Origin of the sequence: Mycobacterium alsense, from assembly GCF_002086635.1 — a bacterium.
GTDB lineage: Bacteria > Actinomycetota > Actinomycetes > Mycobacteriales > Mycobacteriaceae > Mycobacterium > Mycobacterium alsense.
The window spans coordinates 92003-110333 of the sequence record NZ_MVHD01000002.1 but is presented as its reverse complement, the minus strand read 5'-3'; the positions used below and the strand labels follow the sequence as shown (position 1 = coordinate 110333).

The 18331-nt window shown below is 71.5% G+C and carries 16 protein-coding genes; 10 read left to right on the top strand and 6 right to left on the bottom strand.

Annotated elements, in window-relative coordinates; all coding sequences use genetic code 11:
- Positions 1 to 74: 74 nt before the first annotated feature.
- Positions 75 to 839: a DUF2127 domain-containing protein gene (locus BST11_RS01930; protein WP_083136330.1), complete on the top strand. Its 765-nt coding sequence runs from the start codon at positions 75 to 77 to the stop codon at positions 837 to 839.
- Between the two features lie 9 nt (positions 840 to 848).
- Here the strand turns inward: BST11_RS01930 and BST11_RS01925 are convergent, their stop codons facing one another.
- The gene (locus tag BST11_RS01925; RefSeq protein ID WP_083136329.1) at positions 849 to 1463 is read right to left on the bottom strand and encodes a PaaI family thioesterase; all 615 of its coding nucleotides are present in this window, start codon (positions 1461 to 1463) and stop codon (positions 849 to 851) included.
- A 68-nt stretch (positions 1464 to 1531) separates the two neighbouring features.
- Between BST11_RS01925 and BST11_RS01920 the strand changes: the two genes are divergently transcribed.
- The gene (locus BST11_RS01920; RefSeq protein WP_083136328.1) at positions 1532 to 2395 is read left to right on the top strand and encodes an SDR family oxidoreductase; all 864 of its coding nucleotides are present in this window, start codon (positions 1532 to 1534) and stop codon (positions 2393 to 2395) included.
- Positions 2396 to 2648: 253 nt separating this feature from the next.
- Complete coding sequence (locus BST11_RS27545) at positions 2649 to 2795, top strand: hypothetical protein (RefSeq protein WP_158086760.1); 147 nt, start codon at positions 2649 to 2651, stop codon at positions 2793 to 2795.
- A 12-nt stretch (positions 2796 to 2807) separates the two neighbouring features.
- Here BST11_RS27545 and BST11_RS01915 read toward each other — a convergent pair whose 3' ends face one another.
- Positions 2808 to 3410: a CGNR zinc finger domain-containing protein gene (locus BST11_RS01915; protein WP_244897444.1), complete on the bottom strand. Its 603-nt coding sequence runs from the start codon at positions 3408 to 3410 to the stop codon at positions 2808 to 2810.
- A gap of 84 nt (positions 3411 to 3494) precedes the next feature.
- Between BST11_RS01915 and BST11_RS01910 the strand changes: the two genes are divergently transcribed.
- A complete protein-coding gene (locus tag BST11_RS01910; RefSeq protein WP_083136327.1) occupies positions 3495 to 4187 on the top strand; it encodes an SDR family oxidoreductase in 693 nt (230 codons plus the stop codon).
- A gap of 40 nt (positions 4188 to 4227) precedes the next feature.
- Positions 4228 to 4683 (top strand): SRPBCC family protein, encoded by a 456-nt coding sequence (locus BST11_RS01905; RefSeq protein ID WP_083136326.1) that lies wholly within the window; start codon positions 4228 to 4230, stop codon positions 4681 to 4683.
- A 106-nt stretch (positions 4684 to 4789) separates the two neighbouring features.
- Here the strand turns inward: BST11_RS01905 and BST11_RS01900 are convergent, their stop codons facing one another.
- Together BST11_RS01900 and BST11_RS01895 are read right to left on the bottom strand one after the other, a co-directional pair.
- The gene (locus BST11_RS01900) at positions 4790 to 6175 is read right to left on the bottom strand and encodes an adenylate/guanylate cyclase domain-containing protein (protein ID WP_083136325.1); all 1386 of its coding nucleotides are present in this window, start codon (positions 6173 to 6175) and stop codon (positions 4790 to 4792) included.
- Positions 6176 to 6215: 40 nt separating this feature from the next.
- Entirely contained in the window at positions 6216 to 6809 is a 594-nt protein-coding gene (locus tag BST11_RS01895) for a TetR/AcrR family transcriptional regulator (protein WP_083136324.1), read from the bottom strand.
- 149 nt (positions 6810 to 6958) lie between these two features.
- Between BST11_RS01895 and BST11_RS01890 the strand changes: the two genes are divergently transcribed.
- Together BST11_RS01890 and BST11_RS01885 are read left to right on the top strand one after the other, a co-directional pair.
- The gene (locus BST11_RS01890) at positions 6959 to 7837 is read left to right on the top strand and encodes an oxygenase MpaB family protein (RefSeq protein WP_244897460.1); all 879 of its coding nucleotides are present in this window, start codon (positions 6959 to 6961) and stop codon (positions 7835 to 7837) included.
- 121 nt (positions 7838 to 7958) lie between these two features.
- Entirely contained in the window at positions 7959 to 8735 is a 777-nt protein-coding gene (locus BST11_RS01885; protein WP_083136322.1) for an SDR family oxidoreductase, read from the top strand.
- 5 nt (positions 8736 to 8740) lie between these two features.
- Here the strand turns inward: BST11_RS01885 and BST11_RS01880 are convergent, their stop codons facing one another.
- Positions 8741 to 9472, bottom strand: a complete 732-nt coding sequence (locus tag BST11_RS01880) for a cutinase family protein (protein WP_083136321.1) — start codon at positions 9470 to 9472, stop codon at positions 8741 to 8743.
- 256 nt (positions 9473 to 9728) lie between these two features.
- Between BST11_RS01880 and BST11_RS01875 the strand changes: the two genes are divergently transcribed.
- The 3 genes from BST11_RS01875 (at position 9729) to BST11_RS01865 (ending at position 13332) form a co-directional block, all read left to right on the top strand.
- Positions 9729 to 10661, top strand: coding sequence for an SDR family NAD(P)-dependent oxidoreductase (locus tag BST11_RS01875; protein ID WP_083136320.1), 933 nt, complete (start codon positions 9729 to 9731; stop codon positions 10659 to 10661).
- On the top strand, positions 10658 to 12253 hold the full coding sequence (locus BST11_RS01870) for an AMP-binding protein (RefSeq protein ID WP_083136319.1): 1596 nt from the start codon (positions 10658 to 10660) through the stop codon (positions 12251 to 12253). Before BST11_RS01875 ends, BST11_RS01870 begins: the two co-directional genes overlap by 4 nt.
- Before the next feature lie 293 nt (positions 12254 to 12546).
- Positions 12547 to 13332, top strand: a complete 786-nt coding sequence (locus BST11_RS01865; RefSeq protein WP_083136467.1) for a DUF732 domain-containing protein — start codon at positions 12547 to 12549, stop codon at positions 13330 to 13332.
- 27 nt (positions 13333 to 13359) lie between these two features.
- Here the strand turns inward: BST11_RS01865 and BST11_RS01860 are convergent, their stop codons facing one another.
- Positions 13360 to 18222 (bottom strand): cation-translocating P-type ATPase, encoded by a 4863-nt coding sequence (locus BST11_RS01860; RefSeq protein ID WP_083136318.1) that lies wholly within the window; start codon positions 18220 to 18222, stop codon positions 13360 to 13362.
- Positions 18223 to 18331: the final 109 nt, after the last annotated feature.

The following is an 18331-nucleotide window of genomic DNA, read 5'->3' as shown; positions in this document are numbered from 1 at the left end:
GCGCGAACCTCCGGTTCTGACATGCCGGCCCGCGCGGCCTTGCGTGGCTTGCCACCGGCGTTGAATGATCGGCCATGCGCAAAGAACGCGGCAGCAACCGGTGGGAGTTGGTCACCTGCGCGCTCGCGGGGCACGCCACGTACGCGCCGGACGACGAGGCGCTGGCCGAGCGGCTCAGCGGCACCACAGGCCTGGGCGAGGTGTGGCGCTGCCTGCGCTGCGGCGAATTCGTCGTCGGGGCGCCGCACGGTCGGGGCGATGCCCACGACGCGCCGATGATCATGCGCGGCAAGGCATTACGCCAGGCGACCATCATCAGGGCGCTCGGGGTCGAACGGCTGTTTCGCGCGGTGGTGATCGCGCTGGCGGCGTACGCGGTGTGGAAATTCCGCGGGGCGCGCGGTGCCATCCAGGCCACCTTGGACCGCGACCTGCCGATCTTTCGCGCCGCGGGGTTCAAGGTCGACCAGATGACGATCGTGCACGAGCTGGAAAAGGCGCTGGCCACCAAGCCGTCCACCTTGGCCCTGCTGACCCTGATGTTGGCCGTCTACGCGCTGATCGAGGTCATCGAGGGCGTCGGACTCTGGCTGCTGAAGCGTTGGGGTGAATACTTCGCGGTGGTGGCGACCTCGGTCTTCCTGCCGCTCGAGATCCACGACCTGGCCAAGGGCATCACGATGACCCGCCTGGTCACCTTCACGATCAACGTGGCCGCCGTGATCTATCTGCTGGTGTCCAAGCGGTTGTTCGGCCTGCGGGGTGGGCGCGAGGCCTACGACGAGGAGCGCCGCGGCGAGCAGCTCCTCGACGTCGAGCGGGCGGCCGCCTCGGCCTGACGCGCGCGGTCACTCAAGAGGCTGTTTGGGGTGGATGAAGATGCCCTCGGCCTCGACGGTCACGCCGTGCTCGTCACCGAGGCTGCCCACGGCGAACGTCTTGGCGCCCTCGGTGCGCTCGACGTGGGCCTGCGCGCGCAGCGGCCGTCCGAGCGGGGTGCGGCGGCGGTAACGCAAGGTCAGCGTGCCCGTGTATGCGGGCCGGCCGGGCCGGTGGGCGGTGGCGCCCAGCACGTGGTCGAGGATCAGCGCGCACACGCCGCCGTGGACGTGCTCGGCCGGACCCTCGTACGCCGCGCCGAGAACGAACTCGGACCACACGAGTCCATCGGGCTCGTGGTGGATCACCAGGGGCGGAGCCACCGGGTTGCGCAGCCCGACCACGACGTTGCCCCACGCGATGTTCTGGCCATCGGGCGTGCGGCGCACGCCGAAGGATCCGGGCCGCAGCGCCCCGCTCAATTCGTCCGCGGCGCGGTCGATTTGCGACTTCGCGGCCGCCACCGTCGCGGGGTCGGCCTCGCTGCGGATGCTGACGTCGATCAGCCGGCGAATGGATCCGGCCAGCGGCCCGTACACCGATTCGAGTCGGCTGTGGTCGACGCAGAGCTCGTGGTCAGGCACATAGACAACCTAACAGTGCCCCGTCGGCGGCCACCGGGCATACTGCGCCACGACGAAGGGAGACCCGAATGGGCACCTATGCAATCAGCGGATCGGCCTCCGGCATGGGCCGCGAGACCGCGCTCAGGCTGCGCTCCGACGGCCACACCGTGATCGGTGTCGACGTCAAGGACGCCCACATCGTCGCGGACTTGTCGACGCCGCGCGGCCGCGCGGAGGCCGCCGACGGCGTGCTCGCGGCGTGCGGGGGCCGGCTCGACGGCGCCGTGCTGGCCGCCGGCCTGGGCCCGAGGCCGGGGCGGGACCGTCCCCGCCAGATCGCTCAGGTCAACTACCTCGGGGTCGTCGAGTTGCTCGTCGCGCTGCGACCGGCGCTGGCCGCCGCCGAGCGCGCCAAGGCCGTCGTCATCGCCAGCAACTCGACGACGACGGTGCCCGCGGTCCCCGCGCGCACGGTGCGGGCGTTGCTGTCCCACGACGCGGACAAGGCGGTGCGATCGGTGCGGCTGTTCGGCCCCGGCGCGCCGACCATGATGTATGCGGCGTCGAAGATCGCGGTCAGCCGATGGGTGCGCCGGCATGCGGTGCTGCCGGAGTGGGCGGGCTCGGGCGTGCGGCTGAACGGCCTTGCTCCCGGCGCGATCATGACGCCGTTGCTGGAAGAACAGCTGGCCGATCCCAGGCAGGCCAAGGCGGTCCGGTCGTTCCCCGTTCCGGTCGGCGGCTTCGGTGATGCCGGCCATATGGCCGACTGGGCGTGCTTCATGCTGTCGGATTCGGCCGACTTCCTTTGTGGCAGCATCGTTTTCGTCGACGGCGGCACCGACGCTTACTTCCGCGCCGACGACTGGCCCAAGGCGCTGCCCGCACGCAGGCTGGTCGGCTATCTGCGCCGGTTCCGCAACTCCGGTGATCCGACCCGCCCGGCGTGAGACGCGCCGGCTTCGATTGTGAAGCCGTGGGCTCACACTCGAGGCCGTCACTTCACACTCGATGCCTGGGCGGCCGTTCAGGCTGCCGCTTTTCCCGAACGAGCCCGAGCTGTGACGAGCCGGATGTGCGGGACACCACAAGCGGGCTTCGTGACGATCGCCGCGGCGCGGCGCAACCTTGAATGCGCCGCGGTGCAATTCACACGAGCCGGCGAGCCGCCCGATCGTCGCGAGGACCGAAAAGGATCGAATCGTGCCAACACTGCAGAACGCGTTGGGCCTGGGCCGCCTCGACCTCGCCGCCCGCGCACGCAGCGCCCTCCAGTCCCTGGTGAGAAGCGAGCCGGGCCAACCGGATCGCGGCCCACGGATCATGCGCCGGGGGCTCGAGCGCTGCTGACACGGGGCCGCGCTAGCCCACGCTCGGCCGTGCGCGCTCGCGTTCGCGTCGGCGGGCGCGGGACGCCCGCAAATTGGCGGCGTTGCCGCACGTCTTCACGTCGTGCCACACCCCGCTGTTGTTCCTCGAGCGGTCGTAGAACGTGGACGCGCACCGGGGGTTATGGCAGCGCTTGATGCGCCCCCAGGTGCCGTTCTGCTGGCTGAGCATGACCTCTCCCCAGAGCGCCGACGCCAGCCAGCGCCAGCCCGCACCGGCCGGTTCGAGGCGCACCTCACCGCTCTCCGACAGTCTCAACGACGCAGAACATGCGCCGACGGGCGCGCGCCCGCCCGGCGGTGTTCCGGCGACCAGGCGGGCGATCGCCTCGCGCAAGGCGCGAAGCTTCGACAAGTCCGCATCTCCGAGCGCAGGCGGCGGGGCATCAAGGGCGCGCGCGGAGGACCACGACCGCACCGCGCCCGCCACCCATTCACGCGCGAGCGCGGTGTCGGCCAGTAGGTCCGGACCGTACCCCTCGATGCCCACCGTGTTGAGGAAGTCCTGGACCAATCCCAGGGCGCCCGGGGCGGGCGCGAGCCCGTAGCGCTGTGACGCAGGCCATATCAGAGACATAGTCAAAACATACTTGATTATGTCGTATCCCGCAACTATGGTGACATAGGCAAACAAGATTCACCTACGTCAAGGAGAACTGCCATGGTCAACATCAAGAGGTCGACGGTCGTGGTCACCGGCGGGCAGCGCGGGCTCGGCAAGGCCCTCGTGGACGAGTTCCTGCGGCGGGGCGCGGCCAAGGTGTACGCCACGGCCAGGGCGCCCAAGCCCAGCGAGGATCCCCGGGTGGTGAGCGTCGAGTTGGACGTGACCAAGCCGGATTCGGTTGCCGCCCTGGCGGTTACGGCGCCCGACGCCAACATCGTCATCAACAATGCCGGCATGATCGGCGCCCCGAAGCTGCTCGACAGCGACATCGAGGAAGTGCGCGCGGTGTTCGAGACGAACTACTTCGGTGCGCTTCGCGTCGCCAAGGCGTTCGCGCCGATCCTGGCCGACAACGGGGGTGGAGCGCTGGTCGACGTCGCTTCCATCCTGTCCTGGGTGGCCGGCTTCGGCGGGTACGGCGACTCCAAGGCGGCACTGTGGTCGGCGACGAATTCGCTGCGCATCGAGCTCGAGAAGCAGGGGACCCTGGTCACCGGCGCGCACCTGAGCTACACCGAGACCGACATGACCTCCGGCTTCGACGTGCCCAAGAACGACCCGAGGGAGGTGGCGCGGCAGATCGTCGACGGCATCGAGCGCGGTGACGTCGAGGTGCTCGCCGACGAGGACACGCGCTACACGAAAGCCGCGCTGTCCGGGCCGGTCGAGGCGCTCCGCGCCGGATGAGGCGCGATGGCGCCCACGCCGACGTGTTTGGATTGGCGGCATGGAACCGCCGGAACGCATCGTGAGCGCCACCCGCGTGATCGCGGCCAGCGCCGATCGGATCTTCGAACTGATCGCCGACCCGGCCCGCCAGCCGGAGTGGGACGGCAACGACAACCTCGCGTCGGCCGCCCCGGGGCAGCGCGTCCGCCAGGTCGGCGACGTGTTCACGACGAAGCTGACCAACGGCGCGGCGCGGGAGAACCACGTCGTCGAATTCATCGAGGGCAGCCGAATCGCCTGGCGCCCGGCCGAACCCAAGAAGCTGCCGCCCGGTCACCTGTGGCGCTGGGAGCTCAGCCCGATCAACGCGGACCTGACCACGGTGACGCACACCTATGACTGGACCGAGTTGACCGACAGCACCCGCTTGGCCAGGGCGCGTTCCACGACGGCCGAGATGCTGCGCGCGTCGATGGACCGGCTGGCCGCGCTGGCCCGGGGCGGCGACGGGTAGCGCGCGCGAGAGTCAGGCGTTGGTGCCGCGCACCCACCGAAACGAGCCGTAGTTCCCGACCGCCGACGAAGGCACGATGACGGCACACGCAGCGAAAGTCGATTCCTTACCGTCTGGCCACCGCGCGCTCGCGGACCAGCGCGCACAGCTGCCATTCGCCCGGCACCCCCTTGAGTGCGCTCGCGCCGCGGTCGGCGAACCTGTGCCGCGAGCCGGTGACGATGTCGCGCACGGTCGACGACACCAACACCTCGCTGGGCCCGGCCAGCGCCGCCACCCGCGCGCCGATGTGGACGGCCATCCCGGCGACGTCGGATTTCAGGGCGCCGCGCACCTCCACCTCGCCCGCGTGGATGCCCACCCGTACCTCGATGCCCAGCACGCGCACCGCATCGACGATGTCGTCGGCGCAGGCGAGCGCGGCGCTGGGGCTGGAGAACGTGGCGACGAATCCGTCTCCGGCCGTGTTGACTTCGCGTCCGCCGTAGCGCTGCAGTTCGTGGCGAATGATGGTGTCGTGATTGTCCAGCAGGTCGCGCCACCGGTCATCGCCCAGCATCGCCGCGCGCTCGGTGGAGCCGACGATGTCGGTGAACACGATCGTGGTGAGCAGGCGCTCGGCGTCCGAGCCGCCGCGCATGCCGGTGATGAACTCCTCGATCTCGTCGAGCAACGGCCCGGTGTCGCCGACCCAGTACAGGCTGTCCTCGCCCGGCAGCTCGACCAAGCGCGAGTCCGCGATGCGCTCGGCGAGATAGCGACCGTGCGCGACCGGGGTGAAATCCGAGTCGGCCCGGTGCAGGATCAGCGTCGGCGCGGTGATACGTGGCAGCGTGTCGCGCACGTCGGCGTGCCGGATGGTCAGGATCATCGCGCGGGCCATGCTGGGCGAGGCGGCGCGGTTGCCGGCCGCGTCCCACCAGGCGCGGAAGGCGTCGTCGCGGGCGACGCTCGGCGCGACGATGCCGAGCATGTCGAAGCCCTGGGCGACGGCATCCGGGTCGGTCAAGACGGTCGTATACGGGTCGAGGGCCTCGATCTTGGCGCCCATCGGGTAGTCGGGAGCGTACAAACTGCGCGCCGCGCCGTTGATGATCACCAGGCTGCTGACCCGCTCGGGGTAATCGGCCGCCAGCACGAGCCCGGTCATCGCGGTGAAGCCGGGCGCGACGACCGTCGCCCGCTCGCACCCGACGGCGTTCATGACCGAGACGACGTCTTTCGCCCAGAACTGCGGCCCGATCACGTCAATCGAGGGAACGCGGGACGACAGCCCGATTCCACGCTGGTCGAGCCGGATCACCCGGGCGAACGAGGCGAGCCGCCGGTGGAAGCGATACATCGACGGCTCGGCGTCGACCGAGTCGATCGGGATGGACGGCCCGGGCAGCAGCACGAGGTCGATCGGCCCATCACCGAACACCTGGTAGGCGATGTCCGTGTCGCCGCAACTGGCGTATCGGGTTCGTGGTGTCCCAGAAAACCCAGGCACGGCTACCAGGCTAATTCAGGGGGCCGACAAGTCGAAGTCGTCAGCGGCCAATGATCGGCACCAGGTAGCGGGCGGCGTAGGCCCGGACCGCCGCGGGATCCGACGTGTCGAGCCGGTCGGTCGGAAACACGATGATGCCCAGCGCGACCCGCAGCAGGATGTCGGCGATGTTGGCCAGGTCCGGGTCGGGGATGTCGGCCCCGCAGCGCCGCAGGGTGCGGGCGATGCCGTCGGCGAACCGGCGGATCGGGAAGGCCCGCGACCGCGAGAACATCCCGAACAGCTCGGGCTCGCTCTCGGCGATCCGCGAATACAGCGGCGAGTCCCGGATGAGGCGCACCCCGAGCGCGAACGCCTCGATCACCGCCTCCTGCGGGTCGCAGCGTGCGGTCGCCCGGTCCAGCGTTTTGAAGAAGTGTTCGGACTCGCGCCGCACGACGTGTTCGAACAGCGCATCCTTGGTCGGAAAACGCCGGTAGACGGTGCTGCGGCTGACCCCGGCGCGGGCGGCCACGTCCTCGATGTTCGCGCGGCGCACGCCGTAGGTTTCGAAGACTTCCCGCGCGGTGTCCAGGATGGTGCGCTCGAGATCGCGCTTTTCGCCGACGTCGCCGTCACGGCTGTGGTTCGGCATGGGTCACGGCCTCCATGGCAATCTCGGCGCCACGAATGCTAGTTTGACACAAAGAGACAAATCTGTGTCACTGGTTCATGCGGGAGGCCGGGTTGACGACGCAATGGGCCGCGCGCGGCTTCGACGCCGGCGTGCGCGAGGCGGAGCCCATGCCCGTCGACGACCAAACCGCCGACGCCTCGCCCCGCCTGGGGCCGGACTCGCTGATATGGAAGTTCTACGGCGACCACCGGACCCAGTTCTTCGGGTTCCAGCGCACCGCCGGGGTCGAGAACTGCATCGAGCAACTCGCCCAGGGCGTGCTCGACCACTCGGTGGTCTTCAGCGACACGTTGGGACGGGCGCGGCGGACCGCCCCGCCTCTGATGAAGACCGTCTACTCCGACGACCCGCACGAGTGGGGCCGCAGGGTCCGCGACTTCCACAGGCCGATCAAGGGCACGATCAGCGACGGCTCGAGGTATCACGCGCTCAATCCCGAGTTGTTCTACTGGGCGCACGCGACTTTCGTCGACCAGGTCATCTACACGACCGACACGTTCATCCGCCGGTTGTCCCGCGCGGAAAAGGAGCGGATCTTCGACGAGGGCAAGGTCTGGTACGGCCTCTACGGCGTCAGCGACCGCGCGCAGCCCCAGACGTACGACGAGTTCGTCGCCTACTGGGACGAGATGCTCGAGCGTTTCGTGCCGCACAAGACGGTCCTGTACGGCACGGGCTACATCCGCAAGGGGATCCCGGGCCCGCGCCGGATTCCCCGGCCGATCTGGAAGGTCCTGTCCGCTCCGCTCAACGCCTATACCCGCGTCGTCCTCGTCGGGACCCTGCCGCCCCAGATGCGCGAGGTGTGCCAGCTTCCGTGGGAAGCCAAGAAGGAGAAGCGATTCCAGCGGTTCGCCGCGGTCATGCGCGCGCTCAATCCGCTCATCAACCGGCTGCCCCTCGGGTTCATCTACATGCCGTGGGCGGCCCGGGCGTGGCGCCGCGCGGGCGTCGACCCGCGCCGGCTGCACAACCGCGCGACCTGATCGCGCCTACCGGTACGGGCCGTCGGCGCGCGAAGATTGGGTGGGTTAGCCGGCCGCGCATCGGGGCATCCGCTACGTCGGCCGAGGGCCTCACCGCAGTGGAATCCGAAGGAGAGCGGCCATGCAGATGACGGGCAACACGGTGCTGGTCACCGGGGGCGGAACCGGAATCGGGCGCGGCCTGGCCGAGTCGTGGCACCGCCTGGGCAACACCGTCGTGATCGCGGGGCGGCGCCGCGAACCGCTGCGGGCCGTCGCGGAGGCGAATCCGGGCATCCAGACGCTGTCGCTGGATCAGGGCGACCCGGCCGACATCCGTCGCTTCGCCACCGAGCTCACCGATCACTTTCCGGACCTCAACGTCGTCGTCAACAACGCGGGGATCCAACGCGTCGAAGACCTCACCACGAGCGGCCCCGGCCCCGCGGAGCAGACGGTGGCCATCAACCTGCTGGGCCCGATCCGGCTCACCGCGGCGCTGCTGCCCTCGCTGCTCAAGAAGCCGCGGGCGGCGATCCTCAATGTGACGTCGGGGCTGGCGTTCATGCCCAGCGCGCTCACCCCGACGTATTGCGCCACCAAGGCGGCGCTGCATTCCTACACCCAGTCGCTGCGTTTCCAGCTGCGCCGGACGGCGGTCCAAGTCATCGAAATCGTCCCGCCGCACGTGCAGACCACGCTGCAGGGGGAGCGGGGCTTCCACCCCGACGGGATGCCGCTCGACGAGTACGTCGCCGAGACGATGACCCTCCTGGAGCGCCGGCCGGACGCCGAGGAGATCCTCGTCGAGCGCGTCAAGGGGTTCCGGTTCGCCGAGCGCGACGGCGCGTTCGACGACATCTATACCGTCTTCAACGAGGCGATCACCGCGGGCGCGGGCCGGGCGGCCGCCGGCTGATCGGTTCAGCTGCCGAAGCCACCGGGGGTGCCGACGGGCGCGGCGGCGGGGTTGCCGCTGAGGCGGGCGGCCGCGAAGGCCGCTCCCTTTTCGATCATTTCCCCGTCGGCGGCGTAGGTGTCGTGGGCGGCGAAGTTCATCCCGTCGGAGCAGACCGGGTCCTCGGGAGCGCACACCTTGATCGTCTTCGACTGGTACAGCGGGCCGATGGCGACCGGGGGCTCGTTGAGGAAGTTCATCGCCCGGACGTTGGGCATGCCGAAGAGCACGACCGAGGAGACGTGGTCGGCCACGTCGGGGGACATCGGTTTCGGCACCGTCGCGGGGTCGATGCCGTCCGGCACGGCGGCCGAGGTGACAAAGCCCATCACCGCGGCGCCCTGCGAGTACCCGCCGAGCACCATCTTGGTGTTGGGGCAGTCGTGCGCCATCGACACGACGTGCGCGCCGGCGTCGCGAATGCCGTCGAGGCCGGTGTCCCAGTCGTTGCTGGCGGGGTAGTTGACCGCGTACACATCGAGCGACTTTCCGCCGATGCGCGAGCGCAGGTTGTCGATGAATGCCTGGCCCGTCGGGCCGGGACCGGGCTCCTCGCCGGTGCCGCGCGCGAATACCACTTGGGCGTCGGGACACTGGGCGAAGGCGGTGGGGATGGCGGGCGCCAGGACCGAGGCGCCGACCCCCGATGCCGCGACGACTGCGGGACCAAGGTAACGGGCGAGGTGACGTGCGATCATGCCGCCATTGTGCCCATGTAAACCGTTGCATAAACAGAGAATTCTCTGGCAATTTTTTGAAGCTTTCGCGGACGTGTGCGCGCCGCCGCGTTCGGGACGAGATCGCTTGGGCGCTAGGGCCTGCCGTGGGCCGCCTCGAACGGGCCGAAGGACGGGCCGGAGCGCGCAGCCGAACGGCCATGTGGTCTGCTAGCTGTGCCCGAGTCGAGGCGCACGGTCAAGCCAGGAGCCGCGTCCCTCGGCGTGCGATTGACGAATGATTGCGGCAGTGAACGTGAACGTGATAGCCCAGCCCTTTGCGAGCGCCGTTCGAGCGGCCGCCGACCGTCTGGCCAACCCCGCGCGGATCTCGGATCCCGATCGGCTGCGGAGCGCCGTCGCCGGCAAGACGGTGTTGGTGACCGGCGCGTCCTACGGAATCGGCGAGGCGACCGCCCGCACGATGGCCGCCGCGGGAGCGACCGTGCTGGTGGTCGCCCGGTCGGCGGAACGGCTCGAGGACGTCGCGGCCGCGATCAACGCCGGCGGGGGGCGGGCCGTCGCCTACCCGACCGACCTCAGCGACGAGTCGGCCGTCAGCGGGCTGACGAAGCAGATCAACGAAAACCACGGCGCGCTCGACGTCGTCGTGAGCAACGCAGGAAAGTCGTTGCGCCGCTCGTTGCATCACCAGTACGACCGCCCGCACGACTTCCAGCGCACCATCGACATCAATTACCTGGGTCCGATCTGGCTGCTGCTGGGGCTGCTCCCGGCCATGCGCGAACGCGGCGGCGGGCACATCGTGAACGTGTCGAGCGTCGGGGTGCGCGTGGTGCCCGGCCCGCAATGGGGCGCCTACCAAGCGTCCAAGGGCGCCTTCGATCGCTGGCTGCGCAGCGTGGCACCGGAACTGCACGCCGACGGGGTGGACGTCACGTCGGTCTACTTCGCACTGGTGCGGACCCGGATGATCGCGCCCACACCGATCTTGGGCCGGCTGCCGGGCTTGTCCGCGGACGAAGCGGCCGACGCGATCGCCAAGGCGGTCATCGAGCGGCCCCGCACGAGCGAGCCGCCGTGGGTGTGGCCAGCCGAGCTGGCCTCGGTGCTGCTGGCCGGGCCCGCCGACCGCGCCGCCCGGCTGTGGTACCGGCGTTTCTTCTCCCACTCGCAAGCCCGTGCCGGCGCGGACGAGGCGCGGCGATGACCGCCCTGGCTCTCGGCGAGGGCGTGGGCGCCACCACGATCCGGGCACTGCTGCGTTCCCGGCTGCTCAGCCCGCCGTCGCCGCTCGCGGCGGCGCGGCTGGCTCGCGAGGCGCGCCGCGGCGGCACCAATCCCTACACCTTGTTGGCGGTCACGGCGGCCCGGTGGCCAGACCGGACCGCGATCGTCGACGACGACGGCGCCCTGTCCTACCGCGAACTACGGTCCGAAATCGAATCGTTGGCCCGCGAATTGCGCGGCGCCGGCGCCGGACGAGGCGCCGCGGTGGGGGTGATGTGCCGCAACGGGCGGGGCTTCGTCAAGGCGTTCTTCGCCGTCGCGCTGACCGGCGCCGACGTCGTGCTCGTCAACACCGAATTCCGCACCGACGCGCTGGCCGCCGCGCTCGGCTCGCACGGAATCACAGCCATGGTCGCCGACGCGGAGTTCGCGGAAAGGGTGCGCCTCGCCGACGATTCGGTGATCCTCGTCGACCCGGCGACGGTCGATGCGCGACACGGGGTGCGACGCCCCGCGCGGCCGGCGGTGGCCGCGCCCGGGCGGATCGTGCTGCTGACATCGGGCACCACCGGCAAGCCCAAGGGTGTGCCACGCACGCCGCAACTGCGTTCGGCGCTGGGCGTCTGGGTGACGATCCTGGATCGCACCGGGTTGCGCGCCGGGTCGCGAATCTCGGTGGCAATGCCCATGTTTCACGGGCTGGGGCTGGGCATGCTGATGCTGACGGTGGCCCTGGGCGGCACGGTGCTGACGCACCGCCACTTCGACGCCGAAGCCGCCCTCGCGCAGGCGTCGCTGCATCGCGCCGACGCGTTCACCGCGGTGCCGGTCGTGCTCGCGCGCATCCTCGACCTCCCGCGACGGGTGCGGGCGCGAAACCCGCTGCCCTACCTGCGGGTGGCGTTGTCCAGCGGCGACCGGCTCGACCCCTCGCTCGGGCAACGGTTCATGGACTCCTACGGCGAGGTGCTCTACAACGGCTACGGCTCAACCGAAGTCGGCATCGGCGCGCTGGCGACACCGGCCGACCTGCGGGAGGCTCCCGAGACCGTCGGAAAACCCGTCGCCGGCTGCCCGGTGCGCATCTTCGACAAGCACGACCGGCCCGTCGGGCCGCGCGTCACCGGGCGCATCTTCGTCGGCGGCGAGCTGCCCGGCGAGGGTTACACCGACGGCTCGGCCGCGGAGGCCAAGAAGACGATCGACGGCATGACGAGCACCGGGGACATGGGCTACCTCGACAACGCGGGACGGCTCTTCATCGTCGGGCGCGAGGACGACATGATCGTCTCGGGCGGCGAGAACGTCTACCCGCGTGCGGTCGAGAACGCGCTCGCCGAACACCCCGACATCGCCGACAACGCGGTCATCGGCGTTCCGGATGAGCAATTCGGTCAACGGCTGGCCGCGTTCGTGGTCCGGCAGGCGGGCAGCGCCATCGACCCGCCGGCGCTACGGGATTACCTGAAGGGCAAGGTGTCCCGCTTCGAACAGCCCCGCGACATCAAGATCGTCGGCAGCATCCCGCGCAATCCCGCGGGCAAGGTGGTGCGCACGGAGTTGCCGACCTAGCGGCAACCGCGGGAAGGGCAAATCCGGGCCGGGGGTCGAACTTTCGGGCGCTTCCGGCCTATGGTGGAAGTGCGGTTCGGTAGAGGTTTCTTCACGATGATTCTTCGAATTCTGCCCGGTAACTCCTCGAGCGCCGCTAATCAGCGGGGCCGGATGACCGCTACGAGCGCTCACGAATCAGCGCTGGTTCCAGTGCCCGACACCGGGGAAGCCGACCGAATAGCCGCGCGTGCGGCGCACATCGCAATCGAAAACCCGCCAGGTGACGGGCCCCTCTCAGAATGGAAACAGCCATGCTCACCGGAATCACCACCCACGTGGCCGCCCTGGTCACCGCCGTCGCGGCGCTGAGCGCCGCCCCAATTTTGCGCGCCGCCGCAGCGGCGGCCGACCCGAGCCAGGACGACCAGTTTCTGGCAATACTCGAACAAGAAGACATTCCCGCCGTCAAGAACGTGCCGAGCCTGATCGCCACGGCCCACAAGGTTTGTCGCAAGCTCGACGGCGGCATGCCGGTCGGCGACGTCGTGAACATGATGGTCAACGACGCCTACGCCGTCGACCCGCCCGAGCGGCTCTACCCACACGACCGGCTGGCGCGCACCGAGACCCGGTTCGTCATCGCGGCGGTGGAGGCCTACTGCCCGGGCGATCGGAGCAAGATCGCTTCCGTAATGGCCAACCCCGTGCCGGGCCCGAATTCGCCGATGCACCGCGCCTCGTACACGCGTGGCGCGCCGACCGGAGCGGTTGCCCCGGCGGGCATCACCGCGCCCGACCCGCCGCAGATACCGGCGCCACCGCCGCCGACGGCGAAGGACCTGACCCCACCGCGCCCGGTAGCGGCGCCCCCTCCGCCGCAGCGACCGCCGCCGCCACCGCAGCTGCCGCCGCCACCACAGCAGTCGCCGCCGGCCCCCGCTGCTCCCCAGCCGGGGAGCGGCGCCGGCGGTGGCGGCGGCTCGGCCGGCGGCGGGGACGGGGGCAGCGGCGGCGGAAGCGGCGGTGGCGGCGCCGGCCCGGCGCAGCCCGCGCCGGAGCCGGCCATGCCGCCGGGCTTCGTCAGGCTGGCGCCGTGAGGGCCCGACGCTGAGGCTTCGCTGAAGCTACGGGGCGCCCGGGCTTTCGTCCGCTTTGGGTTCTAGGGCCGCCACCCTGTTGGCCAGCCAATTGGGCGCCAGCACCGACACGGCGGTGGCCCCGGCCGTCGACCCGACCACGCCGGCCCACGCGACCGGCCCCAGGGGTGTGCACCCGAAAAACTGGCTGACGCCGGGTGTTTGGACGATGGCGACCAGCACCCCGGCGCTGCCCAGCGCCGTCCCGATGACGAGCGGGCTGTGGCGGCGGGTGAGCAGGGTCTGCGCGAGCTGCGTCGCCACCAGCGCGGTGAGACCCATTGTCGCCGTGCGGCGTTCGGTGCCGGGGGTCCAGCGCCCGATCGCCCAGGCCGCCGTCGCGCCGGCCGCCGTGACGGCGCCGCGGGTGACGATCTGGCGCATGAGCGGCGCGTCCAGCGACGGCGCGGGTTCGGACAGCGCCGCGAGCTGGAACGCGCGTTGCAGCTCCTCGGCGTCGCGGTCGGCCGTTCCGCCCTCGTCCTGGTCGTCTTCGGGCTGCGGGTACTGAGGGGTGACTGCGACGGCGAGCGCCGGGAACATGTCGGTGAGCAGGTTCACCAACAGCAGCTGCCGGGTGCCCACCGGCGCCCGGCCGGTGCCCAACGCGGTCCCGATGATGGTGAAGAGCACCTCGCCGACGTTGCCGCCCACCAGAATGCTCACCGCGTCCCGCACGCCGCCCCACATGCCGCGGCCCTCGACGAGGGCGTCGAGCAGCACGCCGAGGTCGTCGTCGGTCAACACGATGTCGGCGGCCCCGCGCGCGGCCGAGGAGCCGCGACCGCTCACGCCGATCCCGACGTCGGCCATCCGGATCGCGGCGGCGTCGTTGGCCCCGTCGCCGACCATCGCCGTCACCTGACCGCAGCGCTGCAGCGCCGCGACGATCTGGACCTTCTGCTCCGGGCTCACGCGGGCGAAGACCTCGGCGTCGGCGGCGAGCCTGGCCCGGTCGTCCTCGTCGAGGGCCGCCAGCTCGGCGCCGCTCACCTCGCGCGCGTCCGAGGGCAGCCCCAGTTGACGCGCGATCGCCCGCGCGGTCACCGGGTGGTCGCCGGTGATCAGCACCACCCGACGACCGGACTCGACCAGCGCCTCGATCAGCGGCCGCGCCGACGCCCGCGCGGTGTCGGCCAGCCCGACGTAGCCGATCAACTCGAGGTCGCGCGCGGCGGCGTCGACCTCGTCGGCGTCGGTGTCTTCCTCGGTGGTCCCGCGCTCCCAAGGGCGCTGGGCCACCGCCAGCACGCGCAGGCCCTGCTCGGCGAGGCGCAACACCAAGGACTCGGCGCGTTCTCGGTCGCCGCCCGAATCGGCGAACCGGCAGCGCGGCAGGATCTCCTCGGGAGCGCCCTTGACCACCAGCATCGGCCCGGCCGCGTCAGCCTTCGCGCCGGCCGCTGCGGTGCCGATCGAGGCCGAGTAGCCGCGGCTGGACTCGAACGGCACCTCCGCGAGCACCGTCCAGTCCGAATCGCCTTGCCCGTTCAGGGAATTCGCGGCCGTGAGGATGGCTTCGTCGGTGGCGTGCGCGTGTCCCTGCCCGTTGTGGGGCTGGGTGCAGGCGCGGGCGGCGGCCCGCACCACCCCGGCGGCGCGCGGGTCGCCCGCATCGAGGAGCGGAGCGTCGGCATTCGTCGTGTGCGGCACGCTGCGCACCAGCCGCAGCCGGTTTTCGGTCAGCGTGCCGGTCTTGTCGAAACACACCGTCTGGACGCGACCCAGCGCTTCGACGGCGCGCGGCGTGCGGACCAACGCCCCCTGCCGCGACAGGCGCTGGGCGGCGGCGAGCTGGGCCAGGGTCGCCACCAGCGGCAGGCCCTCCGGGACGGCCGCGACGGCGATCGCGACGCCGTCGGCGACGGCCTGGCGCAGCGAGCTCCGGTGGGCCAGGGCCAATCCGGCCACCGCGGCGCCGCCGGCCAGCGTCAGCGGCAGCACCTTGCTCGTCAACTCCCGCAGCCGCGCCTGCACCCCGGCGGCCGACTCGACGTCGGCGATCGCCGAAATCGCCCGCTGCGCAGCGGTGCCCGCCCCGGTGGCCACGACGATCGCGCGCGCCCGCCCGGCGACGATGGTGCTGCCCTCGAACAGCATGCTGGCCCGGTCGGCGTCCGCGACGGCGACGGGATCGACCTGCTTGTCCACCGGCAGCGACTCGCCGGTGAGGAAGGACTCGTCGACTTCCAGGTCGTCGGCCACCAGCAGGCGCGCGTCGGCCGGAACCACTTCCGGCGCCGCCAGGTCGATGATGTCGCCCGGGCGCAGCGATTTCGCGCTCACGGTGACCGTTCGTTCGGTGGAGCGGGCCGCCTCCAGCCTGCGGTGTGCCGTCGCCACGGTGGGCAGCACGACGCGGCGCGCGTGCTGGTCTTGTTCGGCGAACAATTCGGCGACCGCGGCCTCGGCCCGCAGCCGCTGCACCCCACCGGCGATCGCGTTCGCGGTCATCACGCCGGCGACCAGCAGCGCGTCGATGTTGCTCCCGACGATCGCCGATGCCGCCGCCCCCACCGCCAGGATCGGCGTGAGCGGGTCGGCGAGCTCGGCGCGCGTCGCCACCAGCAGCCGCCCCACCCGCGCCGCCGGGCCGCGCAGCGGCGAGACGAGCGGGTGGTAGGACAGGTCGTCGAGGAGCTGCCGCCAGGGCGCGACACCGGGCTCGACGGCCAGGGGCCGCGTGCGGCTGGTCAGTCGGGCGTAGACGATCTCGGGGTCCAGGGCATGCCACGCGGTCAGCGGCTGGGGGGTGGGGTCGGACAGCCGCAGCACCCTGCCGGCCGAGTAGGCGCCCGCCACCAGGGCCGCCGCTGCGGCCGCGTTCACCGGGTTGAGCCAGCGCTGGATCGCCAGCGGGTTGACCGACCGGGGATCGCCGCCGGTGACCAGCAACAGCCCGGCCAGCGTGCTGCCGCCCTTGGCCAGGCGCACCGACGACTCGGTGGCCTCCCGGGCCACGGGCAGCGCCGACAGGATGCGCACCGCGGCGGCCAGGTCGGTGCCGGTGATGATGTCGGCGGTCCAGGGCGTCGCGGCCTGCGGATCGTCGAGGGCCACGCCGACGTCGGCGATGGCGAGCGCCGCCAGCGTGTCGGTCGACGCGAAATCCCGGTGCAGGGCGGTGATCAGCAGCACCGGCCCGCGATCCGTCCGCAGGTCGCGGACCAACTGCAGCAGCGGCGTGCCCGCCGGATGGCTCACGGCGACGCTGGCGGTGAGGTCCTGGGTGCCGGCGACGTGGCGCAACACCACGCGCGCCCCGGTCCGGTGTGCGGTCTGCAGCAGCGGGATCGCGAACGGGTCGACCTCCCAGCCGACGTCGACGGCGCCGACCCGTTCGCCGTCGACCACGAGGTCGGCCCGTTCGAGCCCCTGGGCGGGCGCGGCCGAGGGCCCCTGCGCCCGAACCCATCGCAGCCACGCGCCGGTGGCCGGCAACTCGTCGGGGTCGGGCTCGGGCGCCTTTTCACCGTGCAGCAACGCGTCGGCGACCTCGTAGACCCGGTCCTCGTCCCAGCCGGGGACGTCGCCGTGCGCCTTCAGGACGGCGCGGGCGTCGCCGCGCAGCGCGGCGCCGTCGATGACGACGACCTTCACCCGATCCAGCCGGCGCAGGGCGCCCGGATCCAGGATCAGTTGTCCGTCGTTGGCCAGCCCGCGCCCCAGGACCGCGGCGAACGACTGGCGGCCCACGTGCGCGGCCCTCGGTACGCCCGCCAGCAGCGCGCCGGCCGCGTCGTCGGTGCCGCCGCCGGCCAGCAGCGCGCCCGCCGCGGCGACCAACGACGCGTTGGCGGCCTGGTCGGTGTACTCCTCGACCGGCCCGGCCATCGAACCCTTCGCGGTGTCGATGGCGGCGTCGATCGCGCCACCGACCATGACGTGGGAGACCTCGCCCGCGGCCGCGGCGGCCCAGTTGTGCCGCGGGGTTTCCGCGTTGGCCGACGAGATGACCGGCACCACAGGGGCCTGCGGGCGCCCGGGGGTGGCCAGTTCCGGCTCCCGCTCCCGCCAGCGCTGCCGGTGGGCCGACGCTTCGGAAATCTGCAGGCTCCGCTGCGCGAGGTCCAGCAGCGGCGTGCCGATGGCGTGGGTGAGCCCGTTCGCCAGGGCCGTCGAGGCGCTGAGCGCGATGTCGGTGCCGACGCGGCCCAGCCGCGACTCCAGGACGGTCACCACCCGCGGTTGATGGTTGAGGAGCGCCGCGGCGGCGCGCGCGCTGCGCGGGGCGACCGGCAGCCGCCCCAGCCAACCGGTCACCGCGGCGCCGATGGCCGCAACGTCCATCGCCGCGGCGGTGAACGGCACCACGATCGCCAACGGGTCACCCGGGTCGGCGAACGGCGCGGTCCTGACCGCCGGCCTGACTCCGGTCGCATCCAGGTCGGCGGCCACGTTGCACACGGTTTCCCGCACGTCGTCCAGGACACGCCCGGCGTCGGCGTCGCCGTCGAGTTCCACCACGAGCCGGCCGAGCGCGCCCTCGACGTGGGCCGAGGCGACGCCCGCGATCCTGCGGACCGGCTCCTCGACCACCGCCGCATGCTCATGCCAGTCGGGGAACGGGAGCAGCGGATCCAGGTCGAGATGCACCCGGCGCCCGCTCTGCCAGCGCACCGGCGGGGTGACGCCGTTGCGGGCGGCGTTGGGCGGAGCGCCCACGCCGACGGACCGGCCCGTCGTGTGAGCGATCGACTGAACCACCGGGCCGGCCAATTCGGCTACCGGGTTGGTGAACGCCTGCACGGCCTCCGCGGCGCCGGCCGCGGTGGACAGGCCGGCTCGCACCAGCTGCGCGGCTCCGCCGGTCACGCCGGCGACGACACCGGCCACGCCCGGAACCCTCACTCAGTCACCCTTCGACTTGCGCGCCTGCGATCCTGCCGTGTTGGCCGGCCGCGCGATGACACCTACGAGTGCGGCGCGTCGAGACTCGCTTTCCTGGGGGTGCAATCGC